Raw genomic sequence first — 25,666 nt, 5'->3', positions numbered from 1 at the left:
GGCAATCATTCGCCTATGGCGTCCGTAGGAAGCGGTTTTCTTGGTGCCCATACATGTTCAGGGTTGCCGGGCAGCGTCAAGTGCGCATAACCACGGTCGGTGCCGGGTCCGGGACCGGTCGGCATCGGGTAATCGAACGGAGCAATGCGACATGCGCGGGTTTCTGGGTGGAATTGTCTTGGGGCTTCCCCTGTGCGGGGTGGGCCTTGCGGCGCTGTCGGTCTGGTCGCCCCTGGCGCCTGTGCCCGAACTCATGCCGGCGACGGTCCAACCAAAGCTGCCCGCCAGCGCGGGGCTGGGAATCGCCGGGGCGATTCCGGACCCCGTGGAGCGGCACGACCCCCCGGTTTCCCCCGCCGCACAGCCGTCGCAAACCGGCGATGTGGCCGGGATTGCCGCAATCGAGTCCCGCGTGGCCGATCATCCGCAGGCCGGGATCACCGCCGCTGCGCCCGTCGCGCCAGAGGCGGCGGCAACCCCTTTGCTACCGGCACAATCTGAAACCGGGGCTGTCGACAATCCCGCGAGTGCCGCACCGGTTGCGACACCGCAGGTGCCGGACCAGGAGGCGGCGGTCGGGGCGGATATGGCTGAACCGCCCGTGGTGGCGGCCTTGGACGGGCTGGGCGGGGCGGATCGCCTGTTCGCCGACGGCGGCGACCGGCCCGCGACACCCGACGTCAAGGCCACCCGCGATCCCGCGATTTCCGCCGTGGCCCCGGTGACGGTTGCGCCGGAAACCAATGCCGATCCGGCACCGGATGCGGCCGCCGGCTCTGCGCCGATCCCCGAGATTGCCGGGCTGCCGCATCTGTCCACGCCGGTCGGTGCGACCGCGCCCGCCGTGCCACGGGCCTTTGCACAGGCGGCGAACGTGCCGGTGCCGCCGCTTGCGATTGCACCAGAGCTCGAAGCCGTGACGCGGGTTTCGGATCAGCCGGACCGCGGCTTGCCCCGCATCGCCCCCTTGCCGCAGGCCGGGGTTAAGAGCAACGTCACCGGGCCGACCATCGGCACCCCGGTCATTCCCCTGACCGAACGACACAAGGCCGCTCCCGCGCCCGCAGGCGATGCCGGGCAGGCCGCCGACCTGCCGCCGCTTGCGCAATATGCCGAGCCGTTCGAGAATGCCGGCGCGGTTCCGCTCATGTCGATCGTGCTGGTCGATGACGGGGACGCGGCGGGCGGCGATGCGCTGTTGGGTCTGCCCTTTCCGGTGAGCGTCGCGGTTGATCCGGCGATGCCCGATGCCAATGCGCGCATGGCCCGCTATCGCGCGGCGGGGCACGAGGTGCTGGCCTTGGTCGAAATGCCGAAATTCGCCACCGCCCGCGATGTCGAGATTTCGCTGGCGGCCAGTTTTGACATTCTGCCGGAAACCGTCGCCGTGCTCGAACACGAGAGCGTGCAGACCGGGCGCGACGTTGCGGCGCAGCTTGTCGCCGCCGTCAACGGCAGCGGGCGCGGGCTGGTGACGCGAAATGTCGGGCTGAATTCTTCGCTGCGGCTGGCGCAGGGCGATGGCGCGCCGGTGTCGGCGGTGTTCCGCGATGTCGACCGCACGGGGCAGGACGCCGCGGCGATCGAACGCAATCTCGACCAGGCGGTCTTTCGCGCCAGCCAGGATGGCAGCGTCACTGTCACCGGCCGCCTCGAGCCGGACACGGTGCGCATTCTGCGCGCCTGGGTTGACGATCACCGCGCCAGCCGGGTCGCCCTGGCCCCGGTCTCTGCCGTGCTTCGCCTGGGCGGGAACCCGTCCTAACCGGCAAACAGGAAGGTCGGAAACCGGGTCAGCGCCGCTTCGGATGTCAGGCGGGTGTCGCCATCGGTGCCGCTGGCTTCGCAGGTTTCGTAGAACCCGAGCATCTCGGCCAGTGCCGCCATGCGTGCCGCCCGCTGATCGGCGGGCAGAAACGGTGCATGGGTCGACAGGTAGAGCGCCGGCCGCTGCGCCCGGAGCCAGGGCAGCAGCGCGGGCAAGACGTCGAACTCGGCGCCTTCGATATCCATCTTGACGAGCGCCACGCCCGACAGGTCAACCGACCCGGCAAAGTTCTCCCAGCCGATGGTCAGCACATCACTGCCCCGCGCCCCGTCGGCGTTCAGCAGGCTGGTCATGCTGTCGCCCGGCTCGCCGCCAAAGCTGGCCATGCGGGCGATGCCGACATCCTGGCTGATGGCGGCGGCAAAGGCGCTGACATTGGTGATGTCGTTGAGGGCGATGTTCCAGGCCAGCGCGCGGAAGGCTTCGGGGTCGGGTTCGAAACACCAGACATGCCGCGCCTTGCGGGCACCATAAAGAACCGTGGGGCCGATCCATGCGCCGATGTCGAGATAATCCTGCCCCGCCGCAAGAAAGCGATCAAGCACCGCAAAGGTCTCGGGTTCCCATTTTCCCGCCGTGGCCTTGCGCCAGAATTTGCTGTGATAGGGATCGAGCCGGAACGCTTCGCCCGCCAGCGAACCGTGGTAATATCCGCGTGCACGGTACATCATCTTGCGCGCCCTGGTCAGCACCGCGCACCTCCTGTCGTGTTTCGCCTGCCAGCCCTTGACCTGCCCCGAACATCACCGCATGTAACGGTGAGAACCGAATTTTATCAAAGTGGGGGGCCGACTATGGCTTTTGAACTACCTGACCTTCCTTATGCACATGACGCGCTTGCATCCAAGGGCATGTCCAAGGAAACGCTCGAATATCACCACGACCTGCACCACAAGGCCTATGTGGACAACGGCAACAAGCTGATTGCCGGCACCGAGTGGGACGGCAAGTCGCTGGAAGAGATCATCACCGGCACCTATGATGCAAATGCGGTTGCCCAGAACGGCATCTTCAACAACATCAGCCAGCTGTGGAATCACAACCAGTTCTGGGAAATGATGGGGCCGGGCGACGCGGGCATGCCGAGTGAACTCGAAGCCGCGCTGACCGAGAGCTTTGGCAGCGTCGACAAGTTCAAGGAAGAATTCTCGGCCGCTGGCGCGGGCCAGTTCGGCTCCGGCTGGGCCTGGCTGGTGAAAAACGCCGACGGCTCGCTGGCGGTGACCAAGACCGAGAACGGCGTGAACCCGCTCTGCTTTGGCCAGACCGCGTTGTTGGGATGTGACGTGTGGGAACACTCGTACTACATCGACTTCCGCAACAAGCGTCCGGCCTATCTGACCAATTTCCTCGACAATCTCGTCAACTGGGAAAACGTCGCCAGCCGCCTGTAATCCGGCCGGCTCACGGATTGATGCGAAACAGCCCCGTGCAAGATATGCGCGGGGCTGTTTTCATTGGCGCATAGGGCGCGTCTGTCGGGTTGTGTCAGAACGCGATTTTCAGATGCCGGCTGGGCTGGCGGCGGATGAATTCATCCTCGATCCAGCCAAGCACGCGTCTCTGCCCGCCAAAGGCGACCATATCGGCGGCTTGTTGAAAACCGACCCAGCGATAGGCGCTGTGTTCGTGGTTCAGCGTGACCTCTTGGTCCGCTTTGATAATGGCGACAAAAACCGGTGCCATGGTGATGGCATCGCGGCCCGGTTCGTAGAACTGTTCGCAGGTATCCGCCGAGTAGAGCGCAACCGGTGTCAGGCCGGTCTCTTCCCGCAATTCGCGCAGCGCGGCCTGCCAGGCGGTTTCCCCCGCCTCGATGCTGCCGGCGACCTGGCACCATTCACCGGCAAGCGTTTGTGTGCGCCTGAGCAGCAGAACCTGCCACGCGCCGTCGACCTGCCGGATGGCGACAAGCGAGACGAGAAAGGCCCGGATTGCAATTTCTGGCATGGCTCGGCCCTCGCGACATTGGCGTATCGCTGCTTGATAGCCGCTCGCCGGGTCCGCGCCAAGCGCGTGCTTTGCAACGGACCGGGACGAGGCGACCGCATCGCTCAGAGCAGCCGCACCGACATGCCGCCATCAACCGCCATTGCCGCGCCGGTGACAAAGCTGGCGCGTTCGGACAGCAGGAACAGGGCGGTTTCGGCAATCTCTTCGGGGGTGGCGAGGCGCCTTTGCGGGTGCAGCCCGGCGATGAACTCATGCACGGATGGGTCATCGCCCGCCATGGCCGTCAGGGTGCCCCCCGGCAGGATACCGTTGATTCGTATGCCCTCGGCGGCGTGTTCGACCGCCATCGACCGGATCAGCCCGACCAAACCGGCCTTGGCGGCGGCATAGGCGGCCATGCCCGGCATGCCGCCATTGCTGACCCCGACAAATGAGCCGGTAAAGACCATCGCCCCGCCACCCCGGGCGCGCAGCGCCGGTATCTGCGCCCTGGCGGCCAGAAATCCCGCCGTCAGGTTGGTGTCCAGCACCGATTGCCAGTTCTCGAGGGTCATTTCGGGCACCGGTGACAGCGTCCCGAGGGCCCCGGCATTGTTGAATGCCCCGTCAAGCCCGCCGAACTCGGCCTCGGCCAGCTCCACGAGGGCAGGGGCATAGGCGGGGTCGGTGACATCCCCGGGCAGGCAGATGGCCTGCCCGCCGGCATCGGTTATCTGCCGCACCAACCGTTCAAGTTCCGGCTTGCGCCGCGCGCCAAGCACCAGCCTGGCTCCCTCGCGCGCCAGGAGCCGCGCGGCGGCGGCCCCGATTCCGCTGCTGGCCCCGGTGATGATGATGGTCTTGTCTCGCGTCTGCATGGCTTTTCCTTTCGGTTGTTCACAGCGCCAGACCTAGCGATGCCCTTGGCTTTGCGGCGACCCGGATCCTGCGCCTTGGGGCAGGGGGCAGCGCAAGGCGCAAGATCCGGGTCGCGGCTTGACCGCCCACACCGGGCGTGTCACGGCTGTGCCAACGCGTGGGGAGGACGCATGAGCGACACCGGGAAAGGCATTCTGGCGATGATCGGGGCGGCGGGGATCTGGGGAATCTCGCCGATCTATTACAAGCTGCTGGCGCATATCCCGGCAGCCGAGGTCATGGCGCATCGCACCGCATGGTCGCTGGTGTTCTTTGCCGGGCTGCTGGCGGTTCAGGGCCGGCTGGGCGAGATTCGCAAGGTGATGCGCGTGCCGCGCCGACTGGCGCTGATCATGCTGGCTTCGCTCATGGTTTCGACCAACTGGTTCCTGTTCATCTATGCCACCCAGGTCAACCGCACCACCGAGACCAGCCTTGGCTATTACATCTATCCGCTTGTCGCGGTTCTGGTGGGCCGTTTTGCCTTTGGGGAGCGGCTGGGGTTGGCGCAATGGCTGTCGGTGGTGCTGGCGACGGCCGCGGTGGCGGTGCTGGCGCTCGGGCTGGGGGCCTTGCCCTGGATCTCGCTGACGCTGGCGGGCACCTTTGCGCTATACGGGATCATCAAGAAACTCTTGCCGGTGGGGCCGATCGTGTCGGTGACTTGCGAAGTCCTGATCGCGGTGCCGGTGATGCTCGCAGTGGCGGTATGGCTCTACCTGCAAGGCAAGATCGATCCCAGCTATACGCCGCTCGATCTGGCATTGCTGGTCGGTTCCGGCCCGATCACCGCCTTTCCGCTGATCCTGTTCACCATCGCCGCGCGGCGGGTGCCGATGGCGACGGTCGGATTGCTGCAATATCTCAACCCGACATTGCAGTTTCTCTGCGCGGTGGTCCTGTTCGGCGAGATCTTTACCCCGTATCATCAGGTGGCCTTCCCGATGATCTGGGCGGCGCTAGCGATCTATTCGGTGGCCACCCTGCGTCAGGACAGGGCGGCGCGCAGAGCCTCGATTGCCCCTGTCGGGGTGTCCACCCAGGTGATGAAACCGGCCAGCGAGGCATCGGCAAAGCCCTGATCGATGACATGGTCGATCAGCGCCCGCAGCGGCTGCCAATAGCCGTCGGTACCGAGCACGAGAATCGGTTTGTCATGCAGCCCCAGCTGGCGCCAGGTCAGCGCCTCGAACAGCTCGTCCAGCGATCCGGCACCGCCGGGCAAGACCACCACGGCATCGGCATTCATGATCATCACCTTCTTGCGCTCGTGCATGGTTTCGGTGACGACAAAACGGGTCAGGTCGGTCTTGCCGACCTCGAGATCCACAAGGTGCCTGGGGATCACGCCAAAGGTATCGCCGCCCGCCTTTTGCGCGGCGCGGGCGACTTCGCCCATCAGCCCGACATCCCCCGCGCCATAGACCAGCCGCCAGCCTTCGCCGGCGATTGCCTCGCCCAATGTGCGGGCGGCTTCTGCATAGGCAGGGCGCGCGCCGTTTCTTGATCCGCAATAGACACAGATGGACTTGACGGGCATGGTCGGGCCTTTCGTGCTGGCATGGGGGGAAATGACAGGTTTTGACCGGTGATAGCCGGATTGATAGGCTGGCTCAACCGCGCTCGACAGCGCCCGACCGTGCGGGGGACAATGGCGCGCGTGGCGAGGATGAAGGGAAGGACATGGCGGAAATTTCAGCAGGGTCCACAGGGCGCACGCGCCGCTGGCTGATCGGGGGCATGACCGGGGCGGTGATCGCGCTGACCGGCTATTACCTGGGCGGGTACGTCCTGCCGCGTGATGGGCCGGAGCCGGTCGAGACCGTCGCGAAAGGCGAAACGCCCCCGCAAGCCGCGAACCCCGCACCGGATACCGCGGCCCTCGCGACCGCAGATGAGACGCCCCTGGATGAGACTCTTGCGGAACCCCATGCGCTGGAGCCGCCGGTGTTTGATGTGGTCCGGGTCGATCCCGAGGGCAATACCGTCATCGCCGGAAGCGCCGCGCCGGGCAGCCGGGTTGCCATCCTCATGGATGATGACGCGGTCGAATCCCCCAAAGCCGGATCGGATGGCAGTTTCGTCAGCCTGCTGTCCCTGCCGGTTTCCGACGCACCCCGGGTTCTGACGCTGCGCGCGGAGCGGGATGGACAGACGGCGCTGTCGCAGGAACAGATCATCCTCGCGCCAAGCCCTGCCAACCCGCGCGCCGAACTGAGCGCGCCGGGGGCAGAGACGTTGCCAGTGGCCGACGGCACCGCAACCCCGCCTGCGCTCTCGCAGGCCGATGTGGCGGCGACATCGGGCGAGACGCCGCGGCCATCCCCAGTGCCAGTCCCCGTCCCAACTCCCGCCGGCCCGGGCCCGGTCACCGTGCTGCGTGCCGATGCCGAGGGGGTCGAACTGTTGCAACCGGCGCTGCCGGACACGGTGGCAGCCTCGCAGGTCACGCTGGACACGATCAGCTATTCGGCACAGGGCGAGGTGTTGCTGCGGGGCACCGCCGAGGAAGGTGCGGCGGTGCGGGTCTATCTCGACAACAAGCCGGTGATCGATCTGGACACCAACGCCAAGGGACGGTTCCGGGGCAAGATCGGCGCGGCCGCTCCCGGCGTCTATACCCTGCGGCTGGACGAGGTGGGCGCAGATGGGCAGGTGCTCAGCCGGTTGGAGACGCCGTTCAAACGCGAGTCGCCGGAGGTGTTGCAGCCCCCGCAGGACGAGACAGGCGAAGCTGGCTCGCCGGTGCGGGCGGTGACGGTGCAAACGGGCGATACGCTCTGGGCAATCTCGCGGGCGCGCTATGGCGACGGGGTGCTGTATGTCAAGGTGGTCGAGGCCAACCGGGACAGCATCAAGAATCCCGACCTGATTTATCCCGGCCAGGTCTTTGCCATCCCCGATTGAACCGGGCCATGCGGTCGTGCAGGGCTGGCAAACCCGCGCCGCAGGGATTATGTCGGGCCAAAGCTTTCGGGAATTCTCATGCCGCCCTTTCAAGACACCGAAGCGCGCGAGGCGCGCTTTTCCGGCCTGCGCACCATCCGCCGTGTGGCGCCCTATCTGTGGCCTGACGACCAGACCTGGGTCAAGCGGCGGGTGGTGCTGTCGCTGGCTATCCTGGTGCTGTCCAAGCTGATCGCCGTCTATACGCCGATCCTCTACAAGGGCGCGGTGGACAGTCTGGCCGGAGATGGCGTGCCGACCCTGGCGCTCGGGGCGATCGGGCTGACCGTGGCCTATGGCATGGCGCGGCTGATGAGCGTCGGATTCCAGCAATTGCGCGACGCGGTATTCGCACCGGTCGGGCAACGGGCGCTGCGGCGACTGGCGCTTGAGACGTTCGAGCATATCCACCGCCTGTCGATGCGCTATCACATCTCGCGCAAGACCGGGGGGCTGTCGCGGATCATCGAACGCGGGGTCAAGGGGGTGGAATTCCTGCTCCGCTTCTTGATCTTCAGCATCGGGCCGCTGATCCTCGAATTGCTGCTGGTCGGCGTGATCCTGACCGTGCTGTTCGATGTCTGGTACCTGGTGATCGTGGCGGTGACCATCGTGCTCTATGTGGCCTTTACCTTTGCCGTCACCGAATGGCGGGTCAAGCTGCGCCGCCAGATGAACGATCAGGATACCGATGCCAATCAAAAGGCCATCGACAGCCTGTTGAACTATGAAACCGTCAAGTATTTCGGGGCCGAATCCCGCGAGGCGGCGCGCTATGACGTGGCGATGAAGGGCTATGAAACCGCGGCGCTCAAGACCGCCTATTCGTTGGCTTTCCTGAATTTCGGGCAATCTCTGTTGATCACCGCCGGGCTTGTCGGGGTGATGATCCTTGCCGCGCTCGGGGTGCAGAATGGAAGCCTCACGGTGGGCGATTTTGTCATGGTCAACGCCTACATGATCCAGATCACCGTGCCGTTGAACTTTCTCGGAACGGTCTATCGCGAGATCCGCCAGAGCCTTGTGGACATGGGCGAAATGTTCGACCTGCTGGAACAACCCGCAGAGATCACCGACAAGCCGGGTGCGCCGGCGCTGCGGGTTGACGGTGGCGAGATCACGCTGGCGGGCGTGCATTTCGGCTATGATGCCAAGCGCGAGATCCTCAAGGGTGTCGACCTGACGGTACCGGCAGGGCAGACCGTGGCCATCGTCGGGGCGACGGGATCGGGCAAATCCACCATCGGGCGGCTGTTGTTCCGGTTCTATGACGTGACGGGCGGTGCGCTGAAGATCGACGGGCAGGATATTCGCGACGTGACCCAGACCAGCCTGCACGCGGCCATCGGGGTGGTGCCGCAGGATACGGTGCTGTTCAACGACACGATCCGCTATAACATCGCCTATGGCCGCGATGGCGCAACCCAGGACGACATCGAACAGGCCGCCCGCGACGCGCAGATCCACGGGTTTATCGCGGGCTTGCCGGACGGCTACGACACCGCCGTGGGCGAACGCGGGTTGAAACTGTCAGGCGGCGAGAAACAACGCGTGGGGATTGCCCGTACCTTGCTTAAGGATCCGCCGATCCTGCTGCTGGACGAGGCGACCAGCGCGCTTGACAGCGATACCGAACGTGAAATCAAGGATGCGCTGGATCGTGCGGGCGAGGGCCGGACGGTGATCACCATCGCGCACCGCCTGTCGACAATTGCCGAGGCCGACCAGATCGTGGTGTTGCACCAGGGCGAGATCGCCGAACTGGGCACCCATGATGAACTGCTTGCCCGCGACGGGCGCTATGCCAACCTGTGGAACCGCCAGCAAAACGATCTGGACGTGGCCTGAGCGATGGCTGGGCAACTCGATTTCCTGCGCCTGCCCGATGTTCCACCCGACGAGATCGCCCGGCACATGTCGCATCCGCGCACGGCCGAACATATGCCGCTGCTGACCGGGGCTTGGGACCGGGAGCGCGCCCTGGCCTTTGTCGCGGCGAAAGAGGCGTGCTGGGCGCGCGACGGGCTGGGGCATTGGGCGTTCATGTGCGACGGGGCCTATGTGGGCTGGGGCGGTTTTCAGAAAGAAGGCGACGACTGGGATTTCGGGCTGGTTCTGGTACCCGCGCGGTTCGGCCTTGGCCTGCGCATCGCGCACAAGGCGCTTGCCTTTGCCCGTGCCGATGCCCGCATTCCCCATGTCACGTTCCTCTTGCCGCAGTCGCGCCGCCATCTGGGAGCACTGGCCCGGTTGGGGGCCACGCCCATGGGTGATGTCACGCTGGATGGCGTGAGCTTTCAGAAGTTCCGGCTCGACACGGGCGGGGCAGGCTGAGCCGCCCCGCAACCCGCCTTTATTCGGCGGCGCGCAGCGGCGGTTCCCCCGGCGCAGGCGGCGTTTGCGGCCCGTCCCCCGGTATCGCGGGTTCTTGCGGCGCGGCCGCGGCAACCTCTTCCCAGATGATCTCGTCCATGCGGATCTTGCGCGCCGCGCGGTCCAGCCGCATGTCGCGCGCGGTCTGGGTTTCCTTGCCGCCGGTGATCCGCACCAGCAGCAATCCGATCCACGCGGCATAGGTCGAGAACCACACCCGCAGCGCCAGGAAGGACGGCGTGACGATCAACGTGAGAACCGTTGCGATCCCAAGCCCGAACACCACCGCCGTCGCCAATTGTTTCCACCAGAGCGCGGTCGGGCTGTCGATGGAATAGCCGCCATTGATGAAATCAAGGCTGAGCCCGAACATCATCGGCGCAAGGCCGGCCATGGTGGTGATCGTGGTCAGCAGAACCGGGCGGATGCGCGCTTCGGCGGTGCGGATGATCGCCTCGATACGCGGCATGTATTGGCTGAATTCCTGGTAGGTATCGATCAGCACGATGTTGTTGTTCACCACGATCCCCGCCAGCGCGACGATGCCGGTACCGGTCATGATGATCGAGAACGGTTGCTGCATCACCATCATGCCGATCAACACCCCGGTGGTCGAGAGCACCACCGCCAGCAAGACCAGCACCGAGTTGTAAAAGCTGTTGAACTGCGCCAGCAGGATGATGAACATCAGGCCCAGGGCCCCCAGGAAGGCGTTCTGTAGGAAAGCCCCGGATTCCTCCTGTTCTTCCTGGTCCCCGGTCCATTCCCAGTCGATGCCGGCAGGCAGCGGGTTGGTGTCAAGCCATTGGGTGATCACGGCGATGCGCTCATTGGCATTGACCGGCACGAATTGCACCTCGCCCGACGCTACCGCGCCGCGCAGGTCATCAACGCGTACCCCATCGCCCAGATGCACGATTTCGAACCGCTCACCAGAGGCGTTTTCCAGCGTCGCCCCCCCGGCAATCGCGCCACCGTCCAGCGCGCGTACCAGGACCCGTTGGTCGTCGCCGCCAGTATCGGGATCCTCGGCCACGAGTTTGAACAGCGCGCTACCCACGTCGGCCTTGACGTCGAATACCCGCTGCTGGTCGACACGGTTGATCTCGGCCAGTTTGCTGACCGGCTGGCGGGTGACAAAATTGCTGAGTGGCACCAGCCCGTCGCTGGTGCGCACCTTCATCGAATCCAGCGTGCTCAGCACCCGGTCCTGTTCGGGCAGGCGCACGCGGATTTCGATCTCTTCGTCGCTGCTGTCGACCCGCATGGTATCCAGCAGGATGCCGCGTGTGACCAACTGTACCATGCCACCGACCGTTGCCACATCGGCGCCATAGCGACCGGCCTTTTCCACGTCGACATCGATCTGCCAATCGATACCCGGCAGGGGCAGCGTGTCTTCGGTCTTGATCAGGCCGGGCAGGGTATCGAAATAGGCCCGCGCGGTGTTGGCGGCGGTGGTCAGGTCGGCCCAGTCGTCGCCCTTCAGACGCAGATGGATCGGCTTGCCCGAGCCGGGCCCCTGTTCCAGCGGCAGGATCTCGGCTTCGAAACCGGGGATTTCCTTGAGCTTGGCATTCAGCTGCTCGATCACGAAATCGCCGTCAAAATCCGGTGCGGTCACATCGCGTTCGAGCTTGCCAAAGAACCAGCTTTCGCGCGCCGTGGGGCGGTCTTCCCAGGGGATGATTTCGAACTGGACCTGGCCCACCGTATCCTGCGGGCTCTGCTGCCCCGGACCGCCGGTGTTCAATCCGCCGCTGCCGGCAAAGGCAAAGACATTGATCACCGCCGGGTGGGCGCGGATCACCTCTTCGACCTGGCGTACCATATCGTCGGTCTCGTGCAGCGAAAGGTTGCCGCGCGCACGCACATAGACATTGGCCTGTTCGGGTTCGGATTCGACAAAGAACTCGACCCCGCGCGAATTGGCCGGGAACAGTACGGCGGCGACATAGAACACGGCGGCAAACACCGTCGCGATTGCAACGATCGGCATGACCGGGTTGCCGGCGATGAACTTGATGAAATGGCCAAAAGGGGTCAGCCGGTGGCCGGGCTGAACGGCGCGCGGGGCCCGTTCGATCCGGGCCGCTCCCAGGGTCACGGACGCCGAAAAAGATCCGAAGAGAAACACCAGCGCCCCAAAGAGCAGCCCCGCCACCCCGCCGGTTCCCGCCGGCAGCAGGTAGGCGGGGTTCAGAACCTGCATCGCCCCGAGGAACATCGTGTACATCGCCACCGGCACCAGCGCCGCCCGCACGGTCCAGGGCAGGCGGGCGCGCAGGGCGTCGGATATGCGGCCGAAGATCCGGCTCATCCGCCCGGTGACACCGCCCATCACCGGCAGATAGACCAGCGCCACGATCAGCGACGCGGACAGCACAAAGATCAGCGTGACCGGCAGCATTCCCATGAATTCACCGGGCACACCGGGCCAGAACAGCATCGGCAGGAAGGCGCACAGCGTCGTCGCGGTTGACGAGACGATGGGCCAGAACATCCGCTGCGCCGCCTCGACATAGGCGTGCATCGGGCCGACCCCTTCCTTGATGCGTTTGTCGGCGTATTCCACCACAACGATGGCCCCGTCCACCAGCATCCCAACGGCAAGGATCAGGCCGAACATCACGATGTTCGAAATCGTCACGCCCATGATGGCGAGGAACATGAAACACAGCAGGAACGACGTCGGGATCGCGAACCCCACGAGCAGGGCCGCGCGGCTTCCGAGGGCGCTCAGAACCACGATCATCACCAGCGCCACGGCGGTCAGGACCGAGCCTTCGAGCTGGCTGACCATCGAGCCAACAACGCGGCTCTGGTCATTGCTGGTGCCGACCTGAACCACCGCCTGCAACTCGGGCGGCCATTTTGCCTTGCTCGCCGCCAGGGTTTCCTTGACCAGCGCAACCGTGTCGATCAGGTTGAAACCCTTGCGCTTGACCACCTGCAGGGCCACCGTACTCTCGCCGTTGAAACGGGCGGTTCCCTCGCGGTCCTCGAATGTGAAATTGATCTCGGCCAGCTCGCCCAGTGTGACCACCCGGTCGCCATTGGTCTTGATCGGCAGGTTGTAGACATCGCGTGGCTCATCAAAACTCGACGGGATCTTGACGCTGAACTTGCCTTGCGCGGTTTCGACCTCACCGGCGGCGATCAGCTGGTTGTTGTTCTGCACCACGTTGATCAGTTCGAGCGCGGTGATGTTATAGGACTCAAGCCGCAGCGGATCGATCACGACTTCGAGCATCTCGTCGCGATTGCCGGCAATCCCCGCTTCGAGCACCGCATCCAGCGCCTCAAGATCATCCTGCAATGCCTTGGCAATACGCGCCATCGTGCGTTCGGGCACCGCGCCGGTCAGGTTGACGATGACAATGGGAAACTCGGAGAAATTGATTTCGGTGATGGTATATTGTTCGGCCCCTTCGGGAAATTCCGCCTGGGCCGAGATCATCGCATCGCGCACATCCGCCATGATGGCGGTCTTGTCCCAGCCAAAATCGAATTCCAGCGCCACCCCGGCATAACCCTCGGCCGCCGTCGCCGACATCTTGTCAAGCCCGTCAAGATCGGCCAGCTCGGTTTCCATCGGCTTGACCAAAAGGCTCTCGGCGTCTTCGGCCGAAATGCCGGGGAACTGCACCGACACGAACAGCGCCGGGATCTCGATATCGGGCTCGCCTTCCTTGGGCAGGTTGGCATAGGCAAAGCCACCGATGATCAGCGACAAGGCGATGAAGGCCAGCACCATGCGGGCCCGTTCCGAGGCCCAGGTGACGATCCCGGTCATTGCGCGGCCTCCCGGTAGGCGGGTTTGACGCGCACACCTTCGGTCACGAATTCCTGTCCGACCACGATGACGTCGGTTTCGTCCTCGAGCCCACCGACCCAGATGCCGTCAACCTCGTCACGCAGCAGCCGCACCGGGCGGAAATCCACGATATTGTCCGCAAGAACGATACGCACGCCCAGCTGCCCGTCATTGTTCAGCGTCAGGGCCGAGGCGGGCAGGCGATGCGCCAGGGTGCCGTCGGCGGATATGGCGATCGCGGCGGTCTGGCCGTCACGGATCGACATGTCCGGGTTGGGCGCGGTGATTTCGACTTCGAAGGTACGGGTGGTGGGATCGGCAGAGCGGCTGATGAATTCGACCGTGCCCTGCACGCGCCGCCCATCGGTCAGTTCCGCGCCCGCCGCCGCGCCAAGCGCGATGCGGTTGACTTCGGTCTCGGGCACGTATCCCACCAGCTTGATCGGATCGAGCTGGATCACCGTGGCGCAGAGGCTGCCGGCCTGCATCAGGCTGCCGAGTTCGGCGGTGTCGGATTCCAGCAGCCCGTCAAAGGGCGCGCGAATGGTCAGCCGTTCGATTTCCCGTTCGGCGGCGGCGACGGCGGCGGCGGCACCCTGGATGCCGGCCTGCGTGGTTTCCAGCCCGGATTTTGCCGCCGCCAGCCCGGCCTCGGCAGAGCGAACCGCCGCCTGTGTCGAGGCCAGCCGGGTTTCAGAGGCGTAACCGCCCTTGGACAGCTTGTCCGCCGCGTTGTTGTTGATCAGCGCCTCGGCCAGCAGGGCTTCGGCCTCGGCCAGGCGCGCTTCGGTCTCGGGTTCGCGCGCCCGGGCTTCGCTCAGCCGGGCTCTGGCCTCGGCCAGCGAGGCCTCGCGGGTGCCCACGTCAAGCTGGCACAGGATGTCCGTGGCATGCACGAACGACCCCTTGGGAAGCGGGCTGGACACTACGATGGCCGATGTTTCGGCGCGCACCTCGACCTCGCGGTCGGCCGCGGTCTGGCCGCGCAGGATCACCGAGCTGTCGATCTGTTGCGCGACGCTGCGCAGCACCACCACGCCCACGGCGTCCGAAGCGTCCGCGACCGGCGCATCGCCTGCCGCTTGTGATGCGTCCGATGTGGTTTCGGCGGCGTCATCCCCCCGCGCAAACGCAAACAAGGCCTCGCGCTCGAACACGATCGCATAAAGTCCAAGAGTCACCAGAATGGCGGTGATAACAGGGATCAATCGCATCTTGCGGCTTTCCACTTCAATTGAATTGGCCAAAATCAACGCCCGCGAATACCGGGCTTTGAGGCATATAAGGGCTTTTTCTACTAAACTAACCAGTTCAGATCAATTTTTTTTCAAGGAATGCGCGACCAGCGGCGGTTTTGCGTCACAGCGGCCACTTGGCTTGCCCCGGTATGCAGGATAAGAGGGGGCCGTTGCCCAATATCCGGGCAGAACAAGGCCTCGAAACCGGGGCGTCACGGGGCCACAGACAGGGCAGAACATGAGCGACAGCGACAGTTTCATCGAAGAAGTGACCGAAGAGGTGCGCCGCGACCGGTTGTTCCTGATGTTCCGTCGCTATGGCTGGATCGCGATCGTGCTGATCGTGCTGATTGTTGGCGGGGCCGCGTGGAACGAATACCGCAAGGCACAGGAACGGGCGGCTTCCGAGGCCCTGGGCGACGGGATCATCGCGGCGCTGGCAGCCAATGAGCCGGCCGACCGGGCGGCCGCGCTTGGCGAGGTCACGGCCGATACCCCCGGCGGCGCGGCGGTGGTGAATTTCCTGATCGCGGCGGCCGAGGTCAATGCCGACGAGACCGCAGCGGCGGTGGCGCGGCTGAACCAGGTAGCGACCGATGGCGATCTGCCCGAGATCTATCGCCAGATTGCCAGCTTCAAGGCACTGACCTTGCAGGCCGACACGATGCCCGCCGCGGACCTCCGGGTACAGTTCGAGGCGCTCGCGCAACCCGGCGCACCGCTGCGCCTGTTGGCCGAGGAACAGCTGGCGCTGATCGACCTGTCCGAAGCGGATGTCGAGGCGGCGGTGACGCGGCTTCAGGCCATTCTTGACGACGCCGAGGCCACCTCGGACTTGCAACAGCGGGTTTCTCAGTTGATGGTGGCGCTTGGCGCGACGCCGCAGGTTCCATCGCGGATCCAGGGGTAGCCGCCACCGGCGCTTGACCGCAGTAAGAGAAAGACAGGCAGGGATTTTAAAGATGGCACCGTTTCGAGCATCCCGTTCCGGGTTGGCCCTGCTGGGCGTTCTGCTGATGACCGCCACCGCCTGTTCCGAAAAGGAACAGATCCTGCCGGGGCAGCGCGAAGATATCCGCCCGTTGGAAGACGGGGCGGTCGCCACCTCCGCCACGGTGGTCAATGAAAGCCGTCCGATCAGCCTGCCATCGCAATCGGCCAACGCATCCTGGCCGCAATCCTTTGGCACCCCAGCCTACCGGACCGGTAACGCCGCCCTGCGCGCCGCGCCACAACGCATCTGGACGACCCCGATCGGCTCGGGCAACAGCCGCAGACAGCGCATCACCGCATCACCCATCGTTGGCGGCGGGTTGATCTATACGCTGGACAGTGCCGCGCGGGTCTCTGCCGTTGCCCCGACCGGCGGGGTGGTCTGGAGCATCGACCTGATCCCCGCCAGCGACGAGGAAGGCCAGGCCACCGGCGGCGGCATGGCCTATGACAACGGCACGCTTTACGTCTCGTCCGGGTTCGGGCGGCTGGCGGCGCTGGACGCCCGCACCGGGGCGACGCGCTGGATCCAGCAACTGGGCGCGACCGGCAGTGGCATGCCGCTTGTGCGGGACGGGCTGGTGTATCTTGTCGCCGGCGACAATATCGGCTGGGCGATCGACGCCTCGGACGGGCGCATCGCCTGGCAGCTCGAGGCCAGCCCAAGCGTGACCAATGTTCTGGGCGCGCCCGCGCCGGTACTGGCGGGCGATTTTGTCGTCTTCGGGTTTGGCTCGGGCGACATCGTGGCGGCCTTTCGCCGGGGCGGCATCCGCCGCTGGAACGCCACCGTGGCCGGGCAGCGCACCGGCAGCGCGATTTCCAAGATCGGGGACGTGACCGGGGGGCCGGTTGTTGTCGGAGACCGGATTTACGCGGGCAACCATTCCGGCCGCATCGTTGCCCTTGACGTTGCGGATGGCGAGCGGATCTGGACCGCGCGCGAAGGCGCGCTTGGACCGGTCTGGCCCGCGGGCGACAGCATTTTCTCGGTCACCGACCAGAACAAGCTGGTGCGGATCAGCGCCGCGGATGGCGGGGTCATCTGGGCCGTGGACCTGCCCAATTTCGTCAAGGACAAACCGCGCAAACGGGGGGTCAGCTTTGCGAATTACGGTCCGATCCTGGCGGGTGGACGGATTGTCGTGGCCTCGTCAGACGGACAGCTGCGCTTTTTCAGCCCCGATAACGGCGTGATGACGGCATCGGTTCCGGTGCCCGGCGGTGCCACCAGCGCACCGGTGGTTGCCGGCCAGACCCTCTATGTGATGGGCGGCGACGGTGAACTGCACGCTTTCCGTTGAGCGCGGGATGCGCTAAAGGGCGCATCTGATCTGGATCGAAAGCAGCAACCATGCCCTTCACCCTCGCCATCGTGGGCCGCCCGAATGTGGGCAAGTCCACATTGTTCAACCGCCTCGTGGGCAAGCGTCTTGCGCTGGTCGATGACACGCCGGGCGTCACCCGCGACCTGCGCGAGGGCGAGGCGCGGCTGGGCGACCTGCGGTTTACCGTGATCGATACCGCCGGGCTTGAGGATGCAACCGATGACAGCCTGCAAGGGCGGATGCGCCGCCTGACGGAACGGGCCGTGGACATGGCCGATATCTGCCTGTTCATGATCGATGCGCGCACCGGGATCACGCCGACCGACCAGGTATTTGCCGAGATCCTGCGCAAACGCAGCGCCCATGTCATCCTTGCGGCCAACAAGGCCGAGGGTGCCGCCGCCGATGCGGGGGTGATCGAAGCCTATGCGCTTGGGCTGGGCGAACCGATCCGGATGTCGGCCGAGCATAACGAAGGGCTGAACGATCTCTATTCGCAGCTGATGCCGCTGGCGGACGGGTTTGCCGAACGGGCCGCCGCAGAAGCCCCGGTGACCGACGTGGAACTGGACGATGCCGATGACGACACGGCGGTGCCGGTCCCGACGATGGACAAACCGTTGCAGGTTGCCGTGGTGGGGCGGCCCAACGCGGGCAAGTCGACGCTGATCAACCGGATCCTCGGGGAAGACCGCCTGTTGACCGGGCCCGAGGCGGGAATCACCCGCGATGCGATTTCGCTGACCACCGACTGGGCCGGAACGCCAATGCGGATTTTCGACACCGCCGGCATGCGCAAAAAGGCCAAGGTTCAGGAAAAGCTTGAAAAGCTCTCGGTCAGCGATGGTTTGCGGGCGGTGAAATTCGCCGAAATCGTGGTGGTGTTGCTGGATGCGCAAATCCCGTTTGAACAGCAGGACCTGCGCATTGCCGACCTGGCCGAGCGCGAGGGGCGTGCGGTGGTGGTTGCGGTCAACAAATGGGACGCGGAAGAGAACAAGCAGGAAAAGCTGCGCGACCTGCGCGAGTCGTTCGAGAGGCTGTTGCCGCAATTGCGCGGCGCGCCGCTGGTCACGGTCAGCGCGCTGACGGGCAGGGGGCTTGACCGCCTGCATGCGGCGATCCTGCGTGCGCATGATGTCTGGAACCGCCGGGTGCCCACCGCCGCGCTGAACCGCTGGCTTGCGGGGATGCTCGAACAGCACCCGCCGCCAGCCCCTCAGGGCAAGCGGATCAAGCTGCGTTATATGACCCAGGCCAAGACGCGGCCGCCGGGTTTCGTGGTGATGTGCTCGCACCCGGACAAGATGCCGGCCAGCTATTCGCGCTATCTCGTGAACGGCCTGCGCGAGGATTTCGACATGCCCGGTACGCCGATCCGCCTGCATATGCGCGGGCAGAGCGACCAGAACCCGTACAAGGGCCGCAAGAAAAGCGGGCCGAGCAAGCTGCGCAAGCATATTTCCGGCCGCAAGGCTTGATGCCCCGCTCGCGGCGCCGATGCCGGGCGTTGTCTTGACCGGATAACGCCAGGGTTGAGCGATTCCATTGCTGAACTACCGAATCCATGGTATTTTCCATGCATTTATCAAAGGTAATTCATCATGAAGCGTATTGCGGTTTTTTGCGACGGAACCTGGAACTCACCTGACCGGCTTGACTGGACACATGTGGCCAATCTCTACAATGCGGTTGACCAACAGGTGGATGTCCAGATTGCCCATTACTTTCCCGGTGTCGGCACCAAAACCGCGAATGCGGGCTTTTTTGGCGGGTTGCTGAACCGGGTCGGTGGCGGTGCCTTTGGCTGGGGGCTGGATCGCAATATCAAGCAGGCCTATGCCTATGTCTGCAAGGTTTACGAGCCGGGCGACGAGATCCTGATCTTTGGGTTCTCGCGCGGGGCCTATACGGCCCGGTCGCTGGCCGGGATGATCCGCAAATGTGGACTCCTTGAGGATTATGGCGGTCATGCGCTGAACGCGGCGTTCAAACTCTACAAGAGCGCAGGCGAGGGCAACCGCCCGGATTCCCCCGCCGTGATGGCCAAACGCAAACAGAACTCGCCGCGATTTGCCACTTCCGAGGCGGAACGCATCCAGCGCAATGACGGATCCGCCGTGGTCAGGATCAGCTATATCGGGGTGTGGGACACGGTGGGCTCGCTGGGCATTCCGTCGGTGCTGCTGGGACGGATCGCCAGCTTCTGGAACAAGAAATACGAGTTTCACGACACCGACCTTTCCAGCATGGTGACAAGCGCGCGCCATGCGCTGGCGCTGGATGAGCGGCGTGCGTTCTTTCAGCCTTCGCCCTGGAACAACCTTGACGCGACCGAGTCCGGGCCGGGCCTGAACAAGGGGGATACATCCGGGGACCGACCGTTCCAGCAACTGTGGTTCGTGGGCGATCACGGCATTGTCGGCGGCACCGGCGACAGCGCCAGCCTGTCCGCGATCACCTTGCAATGGATCGCCGAGGGCGCGCAGAAGGCGGGGCTGACCCTGCGGGCGGATGCCGAAATCCCGGCGGTCGACCCCAACCCGGTCGATGACGTGCCGGTACTGCGCGATCCTTCGCCGATCTACGGTATCTCGCCGGACCTGCTGGTTTGGCGGAATGGCCCGGACAAACCGGCCGACACCTCGCCAACGGTCAAACAACGGCTGGACGCGATGATCGGATACCGCCCGCAGAGCCTGAAGCGGCTGTTTCCCGATTTCTTTGACTGACGCCCCTGGGCGGGCCGGTCTTGGGTGAGCCGATCTGGTCCGCGATAACCGGTCGGGCCATGCAAACCGGCAACCGGGCAATTTGTCGCCAATGTCCGCGCCGATGTGCCAGACCATTGAAACTCGGAGCGATAGTTGACAGGAATGGGGCAAGGATTCCAGTTGTTTTGCCGTGCAAGCGGCCAATCGTCACGTCACGGGTAGATGACATGAATTTGCGAGAACACACGCGGAAATACTGCGACAAGGACAACCGTATCGCGAGCCTCAGTTTCTTTGGCACGTTCGCGGTCTATTTCACTTCGCTGTGGCTGGCGATCGGCCAGTCGGGCCATTGGTTTATCCTGATCCCGGCGATGATCGTCCATGCCTTCTCGGCGGTGCGGCTATATGTGCTGCAACATGATACGGGGCACCATTCGCTGTTTGCGACCCGCGAACAGAACGAACTGGCGGGCCATGCCCTGTCGCCCTTTACCTTTGCGCCGTTCGAAGTGATGAAACAGAACCACAACCTGCACCATGCGGGGGTCGGCAACCTGGATCATCGCGAAACCGGCGAAATCCACACCATGACCCTGCGCGAATGGAACGCGGCGGGGGGCTGGACGCGGCTGCAATACCGGCTGTATCGCAACCCGTTCATCCTGGTGCCGGCGGGGGCGCTGTTTACCTATTTCATCCGCTACCGCTGGCCCAAGAACACCCTGCGCTTTGGCTGGAAGGGCGTGGTTCTGCACAATGTCGCGGTTCTGGCCTGGGTCGGGTTGATCTACCTGCTGGCCGGGTGGCACGGGTTGGCTGTCTATTTTGCCGCCTCGATGCTCGGCGGGATGCTGGGGGTGTTCCTGGTCTATCTCCAGCACAATTTCGAAGACACCTACTGGGATCGCCGCCCCGATCTCGATCCGCAGATTGCCGCCATCCAGGGGTCATCCTGCCTTGATTTCGGGGCGTGGTTCGATCACGCGGTGGCCTGTATCACCTTGCATGACATCCACCACCTGAATTCCCGCATCCCGTCCTATCGCCTGCGCGCCTGTCACTACAGCCTGCCCGAGGATATCGCACCGAGGCGGATCGGGTTTCTAGAAGCGGTCGCGGCGCTGAATCTCAAGCTCTGGGACGAGGAGCAGGGGCGCCTGGTTCCTTTCCCACGGGCCGAACAGCGGGCGGCGAAACCGGCGGATTCGGTCGCCGGTTGATCAGGACGCACGCAAACCCCAAGACAACAACGGCCCCGGATCGCTCCGGGGCCGTTTGGTGTTTCAATGGGCAAGGCGTTTCACGTGGCTGCCAATGCACCCGACGCGACCTGGCCCCGGCACAGGGTGCACCGGCTATTTCTTGGTGGGGATCTTGAACTGGTTGATGTTGAAGCTGATGATGATGCGTTCGGCTTCGGGGCCATCGCCCTGTGCAAGGTTCGGCTCGACCGCGTGATACAGCCAGCTGGGGAAGAACAGCATCTTGCCCGCGACCGGCTTGACCTTGACCTTGGTCCAGCATTCGGTCTTGCGGCGTTTCTTGGGGATGTAGACCGGGCTGTTCATGATCGTCACCACCCGCGGATCGACGAAATCGATTGCGCCCGCGCCGTCGGGGGCCTGCACGTAATACACACCGCTCCATAGCGCGCCGGGGTGGATATGGGCGCGGTTCGAGCTGAGCGGGGGGTTGGTGATCGACCACATGGTCGAGATCTTGAGCTCGCGCTTGGTGTCATAGCCCAGGTTCTCGCTGACGCCCGCCAGCATGGTGTTGACCCGTTTGGTCAGGCGGCTGAACTTGGGATCCTTGTGCAGGTTGTTGTGGCTGTGCCACCCGCCGAGCGAGCGATAGTTCGAACGCTCGATGCCTTTGGAATCCTTGTCGCGCTCGGCAAGGATCGCGGCGAGGATTTCCTTGTTCATCGACTCCGCGTCGTGAAGCTTGGTCGAATAGACCAGGGTCGGGAAATAATCATCGCGGCGCAGCTCATCCTGTCCGTTCTGGGTGTCGATCTGTGCAATGGTCCGGGTCATCTTTTTCTCCTGATGGATTGTATTTGGCGGGCAACTTAGGGCGCTGACCGTCTCGTTGGGGTAAATCGATTTGAAAAATTTCTGGGTTTATTCGCATCCGTCCGGTGGCGGGGTCGGCGGCGCGATTTCGATCGGTCTGTCGAGAATGCGTTCGACAAAGGCGATCCGGGCGGGGACGAGCCGGGCGATGTCGGCGCTGTCGGCCGGCGGGATGCGGCCGGGATGGCGCAACAGGGAATAGGCAAACAGCGCGGTTTCCGCGAGATCCTCGCGGTCGGGCCGGCTCGCCGCATAGCGGGTCAGGAAACGGCCATCCTGCTGTTGCGCGGCCATCCAGTCCGGGGACAGGCGATATTCTGCATCAAGCGTCGCATGCACCCCCTCATGCAGCAGCGACTCTTCCAGATGATTTTGCGAAATCCGCCGGTCGGCCATGTCCGCATAGACAAACACCTTGCCGGTTCCGGCATGAAATCCGCGATCCCCCTTGTGAATGCCGAACTGCCGGATTCCGTGGCGAAAAACCAGCGGTACCCGGCCCAGCCGATGGGTGTATTTCCCGGCCTCCGCCCGCGCGGCCTCGGGGGTTTCGAATTCGGGATTCAGGATGATGTCGATTGATGGCATATCGCTGAAATGGGCGGTGAAGTGAAACACTTCGAGATCGAATTCATTGTTCTGCCGCTTGTCCCACATCTGTCGCGTGGTGCGCCCTTCGTAAGCAAGGCACAGAAATGTGCTCGGATCGCTGTCGCGGATGATGTCAAACACGGTGTCGGCGGTCGCGTCATAGGGATAGTCCTCAGCCGCGCTGGCGGTATCTGGCAACAGCGCCAGCGACAGCACCAGCGCAAGGGCGCTGCAAGCGTTGTGTGGCACGGGGCCGCGCGAGCCTCTGCATAGAATGCGCGTGAACATGTCCAATCACCTCGGCGTCTGGTAGTGGTCCCACCGAAAACGTAAAAATTCAAATACTTGCCAGAAAGACCAAAACATCCCATCGAAGATATTCACATCTGACAATCTGAAGACTAGCGAAGCCAACTGGGTGGCGCAACGTAGTGTTTTCCTGACCTTTTGCAACTTTGGCGCGATTGTGGTCCGATCTGCGCGACCCTTTGCAGGTGTGCTGAAAAATTGACCGGTGCATGGCTCTGCGCGATCTGGCAGGGTCGGGGCAACGGGCGGAAAGCAGGGCGGCGCGCGATGTTGAACGGAATTCGGATTGTCGAGATCGAAGGGCTGGGGCCGGGGCCGTTTGCCGGGATGATGCTGGCGGATCTGGGCGCGGATGTCATCGTGCTGCATCGCGCCGGCGGCAGCGCGGCACCGGGAATGCCCGAGCGCCCGATCCTGGATCGCGGCAAGCGCTCGATCGCACTGGACCTCAAGGCGCCGGCGGATCGCGACACGGCGCTGGCGCTGATCGCCACGGCGGATGCCCTGATCGAGGGGTTCCGTCCCGGCGTGATGGAACGGCTGGGGCTGGGGCCAGAGATTTGCCACGCCCGCAACCCGGCGCTGGTTTACGGGCGGATGACCGGTTGGGGGCAGGACGGGCCGCTGGCAGAGCGCGCCGGGCATGACATGACCTATATCGGCCTGGCCGGGGCGCTCTGGCACGCGTCGCCGCCGGGGCAGCCCCCGGTCGCTCCGCCCACGCTGGTTGGGGATATCGGCGGCGGGGCGCTGTATCTGGTTGTCGGGATCCTCGCGGGTATCCTGAACGCCCGCGCGACCGGGTGTGGCACGGTGGTTGACGCGGCGATCTATGACGGGACGGCCAATATGATGAACCTCCTGATGACGCTGGCGCAATCCGGCGGGTTTCGCTGCGAGCGGGGGCAGAGCCTGCTGGATGGGCCCCATTGGAGCCGCAGCTACCGGACGTCGGATGACCGTTTCATCAGCGTGCAATGCCTGGAACCGAAATTCTACGCGATATTTCTAGAGTGCCTGGGGCTAGCCGACGATGCGGATTTCGCAGCGCAGTTTGATCCGGCATCCTGGCCACACCTGTCGCGGCGGCTCGAAGCGGTGTTCGCCACGCGGTCACAGGCCGCGTGGCAAGCCGTGTTCGATGGCACCGATGCCTGTGTCGCGCCGGTCCTGACACCGCGGCAATCCTCGGAACACCCGATGAACGCGGCGCGCCGGACCTGGGTTCACGCCGATAACGGGTTGCAGGCCGCGCCGGCACCACGGTTTTCCGGTCCCGCGGACTGGTCGCCCCCTCCGGTTCCCGCACGCGGCGAACATGGCGAGGCGATTCTGGCCGAACTGGCCAAACGGGGAGAGTAGCGGCGGGAACTTGCGTCCGAAACGCAGAGATTTTGCGGCGGGGGCGAGGTGGCTGGGCAATCTTCGCCTGTCCCCACGCGAGGCACACTTGACAACAGCCAAGACCGGTGGAACGCTCCGAGACTTCGGGGGAGGTGATTGGGCGACGTTTAAATAGCTGATAGATTGAGAAAATCAGCCGGGTTTATTGTCGCTGTTACAAGATGCATCTACGCCTCTACCTTCGTCTGAACAAGAATTGTGACACGGGAGAAACTGGATGAAATATCAATCAAAGCTGACGCTGGGTGCGTTGGTCACCACGGCGTTCATGGCCCCGGCGGCCATGGCCGAAGAATTCATCACCATCGGCACCGGCGGCGTGACCGGGGTATATTATCCGACCGGCGGCGCGATCTGCCGGCTGGTGAACAAGGGCCGCAAGGAACATGGCATTCGCTGCTCGGTCGAATCGACGGGCGGCTCGGTCTACAACATCAAGACCATCCGCGCGGGCGAGCTTGAATTCGGCGTTGCCCAGTCGGATTGGCAATACCACGCCTTTAACGGCAGCTCGGACAATTTCGAGGCGGATGGCCCGTTCGAAGGTCTGCGGGCGGTGTTCTCGGTGCACCCCGAGCCGTTCACCGTGGTGGCACGTGCCGATTCCGGCATCTCCAGCTTTGAAGACCTCAAGGGCAAGCGGGTGAATATCGGCAACCCCGGATCGGGCCAGCGCGGCACCATGGAAGTCGTGATGGATTCGATGGGCTGGAGCACCGATGATCTGGGCCTCGCCACCGAGTTGAAGGCCGCGGAACAATCCGCCGCCCTGTGCGACAACCAGATCGACGCGATGATCTATACGGTGGGCCACCCCTCGGGTTCGATCCAGGAAGCCACCACCGCCTGTGACAGCGTTCTGGTCAACGTGACCGGCGAAGCCATCGACAAGCTGATTGCCGACAACAGCTATTACCGGACGGCGACCATTCCGGGGGGCATGTATCGCGGCACCGATGGCGATGTCACCACCTTTGGTGTGGGCGCGACCTTTGTGACCTCGGCGGATGTATCGGAAGACGCGGTCTATGCGGTTGTCTCGTCGGTCTTTGACAATTTCGATGACTTCAAGAAACTGCACCCGGCCTTTGCCAACCTCAAGCCCGAGGAAATGGCCACGGCGGGCCTGTCGGCACCGCTGCATCCCGGCGCGGCCAAGTATTACAAGGAAAAGGGCTGGATCGAGTAAACCGG

The 25,666-nt window shown here is 64.2% G+C and carries 21 protein-coding genes; 13 read left to right on the top strand and 8 right to left on the bottom strand.

The window, feature by feature from the left end:
- Window positions 1-151: 151 nt before the first annotated feature.
- Window positions 152-1,765 carry a divergent polysaccharide deacetylase family protein gene (locus ACP15R_RS12710; protein WP_424986788.1) on the top strand — a complete coding sequence of 538 codons (1,614 nt, stop codon included), beginning with the start codon at window positions 152-154 and terminating at the stop codon, window positions 1,763-1,765.
- Here ACP15R_RS12710 and ACP15R_RS12705 read toward each other — a convergent pair.
- Window positions 1,762-2,520, bottom strand: coding sequence for an FkbM family methyltransferase (locus ACP15R_RS12705; protein WP_424986787.1), 759 nt, complete (start codon window positions 2,518-2,520; stop codon window positions 1,762-1,764). The two genes, ACP15R_RS12710 and ACP15R_RS12705, sit on opposite strands and share 4 nt — an antisense overlap.
- 102 nt (window positions 2,521-2,622) lie before the next feature.
- Between ACP15R_RS12705 and ACP15R_RS12700 the strand changes: the two genes are divergently transcribed.
- A complete protein-coding gene (locus tag ACP15R_RS12700) occupies window positions 2,623-3,222 on the top strand; it encodes a superoxide dismutase (RefSeq protein ID WP_424986786.1) in 600 nt (199 codons plus the stop codon).
- 94 nt (window positions 3,223-3,316) lie between these two features.
- On the opposite strand, the gene ACP15R_RS12695 is transcribed toward ACP15R_RS12700, so the two are convergent.
- Together ACP15R_RS12695 and ACP15R_RS12690 are read right to left on the bottom strand one after the other, a co-directional pair.
- Complete coding sequence (locus ACP15R_RS12695; RefSeq protein WP_424986785.1) at window positions 3,317-3,778, bottom strand: NUDIX hydrolase; 462 nt, start codon at window positions 3,776-3,778, stop codon at window positions 3,317-3,319.
- Between the two features lie 104 nt (window positions 3,779-3,882).
- Window positions 3,883-4,638: an SDR family oxidoreductase gene (locus tag ACP15R_RS12690; protein WP_424986784.1), complete on the bottom strand. Its 756-nt coding sequence runs from the start codon at window positions 4,636-4,638 to the stop codon at window positions 3,883-3,885.
- Between the two features lie 171 nt (window positions 4,639-4,809).
- Here ACP15R_RS12690 and rarD point away from each other — a divergent pair, with 171 nt between their 5' ends.
- Window positions 4,810-5,760 (top strand): EamA family transporter RarD, encoded by a 951-nt coding sequence (gene rarD / locus ACP15R_RS12685; protein WP_424986783.1) that lies wholly within the window; start codon window positions 4,810-4,812, stop codon window positions 5,758-5,760.
- Here rarD and ACP15R_RS12680 read toward each other — a convergent pair.
- On the bottom strand, window positions 5,667-6,218 hold the full coding sequence (locus ACP15R_RS12680) for a TIGR00730 family Rossman fold protein (RefSeq protein ID WP_424986782.1): 552 nt from the start codon (window positions 6,216-6,218) through the stop codon (window positions 5,667-5,669). The two genes, rarD and ACP15R_RS12680, sit on opposite strands and share 94 nt — an antisense overlap.
- Before the next feature lie 143 nt (window positions 6,219-6,361).
- Between ACP15R_RS12680 and ACP15R_RS12675 the strand changes: the two genes are divergently transcribed.
- From ACP15R_RS12675 to ACP15R_RS12665, 3 genes are all read left to right on the top strand, one after another.
- Window positions 6,362-7,585, top strand: a complete 1,224-nt coding sequence (locus tag ACP15R_RS12675) for a LysM peptidoglycan-binding domain-containing protein (protein WP_424986781.1) — start codon at window positions 6,362-6,364, stop codon at window positions 7,583-7,585.
- Window positions 7,586-7,663: 78 nt separating this feature from the next.
- Window positions 7,664-9,472 carry an ABCB family ABC transporter ATP-binding protein/permease gene (locus ACP15R_RS12670; RefSeq protein WP_424986780.1) on the top strand — a complete coding sequence of 603 codons (1,809 nt, stop codon included), beginning with the start codon at window positions 7,664-7,666 and terminating at the stop codon, window positions 9,470-9,472.
- Between the two features lie 3 nt (window positions 9,473-9,475).
- Window positions 9,476-9,958, top strand: coding sequence for a hypothetical protein (locus ACP15R_RS12665; protein ID WP_424986779.1), 483 nt, complete (start codon window positions 9,476-9,478; stop codon window positions 9,956-9,958).
- Between the two features lie 19 nt (window positions 9,959-9,977).
- On the opposite strand, the gene ACP15R_RS12660 is transcribed toward ACP15R_RS12665, so the two are convergent.
- Both ACP15R_RS12660 and ACP15R_RS12655 read right to left on the bottom strand, forming a co-directional pair.
- Window positions 9,978-13,793, bottom strand: a complete 3,816-nt coding sequence (locus tag ACP15R_RS12660) for an efflux RND transporter permease subunit (RefSeq protein WP_424986778.1) — start codon at window positions 13,791-13,793, stop codon at window positions 9,978-9,980.
- Window positions 13,790-15,028: an efflux RND transporter periplasmic adaptor subunit gene (locus tag ACP15R_RS12655; protein ID WP_424986777.1), complete on the bottom strand. Its 1,239-nt coding sequence runs from the start codon at window positions 15,026-15,028 to the stop codon at window positions 13,790-13,792. The genes ACP15R_RS12660 and ACP15R_RS12655 overlap by 4 nt, the downstream gene beginning before the upstream one ends.
- A 262-nt stretch (window positions 15,029-15,290) precedes the next feature.
- On the opposite strand from ACP15R_RS12655, the gene ACP15R_RS12650 reads away from it, so the two are divergent.
- The 5 genes from ACP15R_RS12650 (at window position 15,291) to ACP15R_RS12630 (ending at window position 21,310) form a co-directional block, all read left to right on the top strand.
- A complete protein-coding gene (locus ACP15R_RS12650) occupies window positions 15,291-15,962 on the top strand; it encodes a tetratricopeptide repeat protein (protein WP_424986776.1) in 672 nt (223 codons plus the stop codon).
- Window positions 15,963-16,014: 52 nt separating this feature from the next.
- Window positions 16,015-17,349, top strand: a complete 1,335-nt coding sequence (locus tag ACP15R_RS12645) for a PQQ-binding-like beta-propeller repeat protein (protein ID WP_424986775.1) — start codon at window positions 16,015-16,017, stop codon at window positions 17,347-17,349.
- 50 nt (window positions 17,350-17,399) lie between these two features.
- Window positions 17,400-18,854: a ribosome biogenesis GTPase Der gene (gene der, locus ACP15R_RS12640; RefSeq protein ID WP_424986774.1), complete on the top strand. Its 1,455-nt coding sequence runs from the start codon at window positions 17,400-17,402 to the stop codon at window positions 18,852-18,854.
- A 123-nt stretch (window positions 18,855-18,977) separates the two neighbouring features.
- Window positions 18,978-20,105 (top strand): DUF2235 domain-containing protein, encoded by a 1,128-nt coding sequence (locus ACP15R_RS12635; protein WP_424986773.1) that lies wholly within the window; start codon window positions 18,978-18,980, stop codon window positions 20,103-20,105.
- Between the two features lie 209 nt (window positions 20,106-20,314).
- On the top strand, window positions 20,315-21,310 hold the full coding sequence (locus ACP15R_RS12630; protein WP_424986772.1) for a fatty acid desaturase: 996 nt from the start codon (window positions 20,315-20,317) through the stop codon (window positions 21,308-21,310).
- Window positions 21,311-21,445: 135 nt separating this feature from the next.
- Here ACP15R_RS12630 and ACP15R_RS12625 read toward each other — a convergent pair whose 3' ends face one another.
- Window positions 21,446-22,129, bottom strand: coding sequence for a TIGR02466 family protein (locus tag ACP15R_RS12625; protein ID WP_424986771.1), 684 nt, complete (start codon window positions 22,127-22,129; stop codon window positions 21,446-21,448).
- A gap of 87 nt (window positions 22,130-22,216) precedes the next feature.
- Complete coding sequence (locus ACP15R_RS12620; protein WP_424986770.1) at window positions 22,217-23,047, bottom strand: hypothetical protein; 831 nt, start codon at window positions 23,045-23,047, stop codon at window positions 22,217-22,219.
- Between the two features lie 288 nt (window positions 23,048-23,335).
- On the opposite strand from ACP15R_RS12620, the gene ACP15R_RS12615 reads away from it, so the two are divergent.
- Together ACP15R_RS12615 and ACP15R_RS12610 are read left to right on the top strand one after the other, a co-directional pair.
- Window positions 23,336-24,430 carry a CaiB/BaiF CoA transferase family protein gene (locus ACP15R_RS12615; protein WP_424986769.1) on the top strand — a complete coding sequence of 365 codons (1,095 nt, stop codon included), beginning with the start codon at window positions 23,336-23,338 and terminating at the stop codon, window positions 24,428-24,430.
- A 259-nt stretch (window positions 24,431-24,689) separates the two neighbouring features.
- Complete coding sequence (locus tag ACP15R_RS12610; RefSeq protein ID WP_424986768.1) at window positions 24,690-25,661, top strand: TAXI family TRAP transporter solute-binding subunit; 972 nt, start codon at window positions 24,690-24,692, stop codon at window positions 25,659-25,661.
- Window positions 25,662-25,666 lie beyond the last annotated feature (5 nt).

Source organism: Microbulbifer sp. S227A, from assembly GCF_049800935.1.
This window is presented reverse-complemented; position numbering and strand designations above follow the sequence as displayed.

Coding starts and splice junctions, on each gene's coding strand:
- ACP15R_RS12690 (WP_424986784.1), bottom strand. CDS start 4,638: ATGCAGACGCGAGACAAGACCATCATCATCACCGGGGCCAGCAGCGGA.
- ACP15R_RS12665 (WP_424986779.1), top strand. CDS start 9,476: ATGGCTGGGCAACTCGATTTCCTGCGCCTGCCCGATGTTCCACCCGAC.
- ACP15R_RS12610 (WP_424986768.1), top strand. CDS start 24,690: ATGAAATATCAATCAAAGCTGACGCTGGGTGCGTTGGTCACCACGGCG.
- ACP15R_RS12635 (WP_424986773.1), top strand. CDS start 18,978: ATGAAGCGTATTGCGGTTTTTTGCGACGGAACCTGGAACTCACCTGAC.
- ACP15R_RS12625 (WP_424986771.1), bottom strand. CDS start 22,129: ATGACCCGGACCATTGCACAGATCGACACCCAGAACGGACAGGATGAG.
- ACP15R_RS12655 (WP_424986777.1), bottom strand. CDS start 15,028: ATGCGATTGATCCCTGTTATCACCGCCATTCTGGTGACTCTTGGACTT.
- ACP15R_RS12700 (WP_424986786.1), top strand. CDS start 2,623: ATGGCTTTTGAACTACCTGACCTTCCTTATGCACATGACGCGCTTGCA.
- der (WP_424986774.1), top strand. CDS start 17,400: ATGCCCTTCACCCTCGCCATCGTGGGCCGCCCGAATGTGGGCAAGTCC.
- ACP15R_RS12710 (WP_424986788.1), top strand. CDS start 152: ATGCGCGGGTTTCTGGGTGGAATTGTCTTGGGGCTTCCCCTGTGCGGG.
- rarD (WP_424986783.1), top strand. CDS start 4,810: ATGAGCGACACCGGGAAAGGCATTCTGGCGATGATCGGGGCGGCGGGG.
- ACP15R_RS12615 (WP_424986769.1), top strand. CDS start 23,336: ATGTTGAACGGAATTCGGATTGTCGAGATCGAAGGGCTGGGGCCGGGG.
- ACP15R_RS12670 (WP_424986780.1), top strand. CDS start 7,664: ATGCCGCCCTTTCAAGACACCGAAGCGCGCGAGGCGCGCTTTTCCGGC.
- ACP15R_RS12630 (WP_424986772.1), top strand. CDS start 20,315: ATGAATTTGCGAGAACACACGCGGAAATACTGCGACAAGGACAACCGT.
- ACP15R_RS12660 (WP_424986778.1), bottom strand. CDS start 13,793: ATGACCGGGATCGTCACCTGGGCCTCGGAACGGGCCCGCATGGTGCTG.
- ACP15R_RS12680 (WP_424986782.1), bottom strand. CDS start 6,218: ATGCCCGTCAAGTCCATCTGTGTCTATTGCGGATCAAGAAACGGCGCG.
- ACP15R_RS12645 (WP_424986775.1), top strand. CDS start 16,015: ATGGCACCGTTTCGAGCATCCCGTTCCGGGTTGGCCCTGCTGGGCGTT.
- ACP15R_RS12695 (WP_424986785.1), bottom strand. CDS start 3,778: ATGCCAGAAATTGCAATCCGGGCCTTTCTCGTCTCGCTTGTCGCCATC.
- ACP15R_RS12675 (WP_424986781.1), top strand. CDS start 6,362: ATGGCGGAAATTTCAGCAGGGTCCACAGGGCGCACGCGCCGCTGGCTG.
- ACP15R_RS12650 (WP_424986776.1), top strand. CDS start 15,291: ATGAGCGACAGCGACAGTTTCATCGAAGAAGTGACCGAAGAGGTGCGC.
- ACP15R_RS12620 (WP_424986770.1), bottom strand. CDS start 23,047: ATGTTCACGCGCATTCTATGCAGAGGCTCGCGCGGCCCCGTGCCACAC.